This window comes from Aeromonas sp. HMWF014, from assembly GCF_963878295.1.
Taxonomy (GTDB): Bacteria; Pseudomonadota; Gammaproteobacteria; order Enterobacterales; family Aeromonadaceae; genus Aeromonas; species Aeromonas popoffii.
On record NZ_CAWNYS010000004.1, the window covers coordinates 1 to 1,065 of the forward strand.

Annotated in this window: 1 protein-coding gene; it reads right to left on the minus strand. The window is 62.1% G+C overall.

What is annotated here, in order from left to right; all coding sequences use genetic code 11:
* On the minus strand, positions 1-1,065 hold a 1,065-nt coding region (locus AAC083_RS00050; protein WP_219927929.1), incomplete at both ends, for a hypothetical protein.

Genomic DNA, 1,065 nt, shown 5'->3' on the forward strand with positions numbered 1-1,065 from the left:
GCCAAAGGCACGATCGAGGGCATCCTGCACCGCCGCCTTGCCGGCATCACCCGCCAGCATCACCAGATCCCGGTAGTTGGCGGTGTAGCTCTCCAGCACCTGCTTGCGCGCATCCCCGCTCGCCTGCAACGCCTGATAGACCGCCAGACTCTCGTTCACCGAGTGGCCGCCATCAAACACCAGGAAGGCAAGGGTGTTGAGGTAGGCCTGACTCGGGGAGTAGCCCGGCTCTTTCGCCGCCAGATAGTTGTTCAGGTGCACCATGATGTTGGTGGAACCGGAGGCCCCGGTCACCACGGGCAAGCCTTTGTCCAGCGCGTTGCGCTCGAAGGTGGTCTCTTTGCCCGGCGTCAGTATGCGGCCATCGGCCACGCTGCGCCCGCTCAGGAAGTCGTCGTACTTTTCCCCGGCAGGCTGGTAGTGCAGACCTGTGCCGTAGTCACTGGTGGTGCGACCCGGCAAGTCGACTTGCAGCAAACCGTCCTTGGCAGAGGCGATCTCGGTGCTGGTCGAGCGCGCCTTGGTAATGACGCTGCCATAGAAGCGATCCCCCTCTCTCTTCCAGTCGGCCGTGTCCATGCCGAGCTCGGGATGGGTGGCCATCTTCACCGCCAGGAAGGGCACCTTGATGACATCGAAGCCATTGTCGACCCGGGTCATCATCTGCTTGAAGGTGGCCAGATTCGGCTCGGCCAGAAAATCGGTCAGGCTGGGCACCCGGCTGAACCAGGGACGGGTGTCCTTCTTGATGGCCTCGGCGAATGCCGCCATCTTCTTGTCGATGCGCCGGCTCTGGGTGGCCTCGTCCAGCAGCAGTGTCTGGATCCAGTCGCCAAACTCCTTCACCAGCTTGGCGCCCAGTTGCGCAGAAGTATCGATTGCCGCCTGCGACGGTGAGGTCACCAGCGCATGGGCAATCTCAGAGTCGAAACGACGGCCAAACAGGTTGTCTATGTACTGGCCGGTCGTTTTGCTCTTGTTCGCATCGGCCAGCAAGGCTTGTGCCAGTACCTGCAGCTGCGGCTGATCGCCCAGCGTCTTGCTGGCGGTCTCAAACAAGGCAAT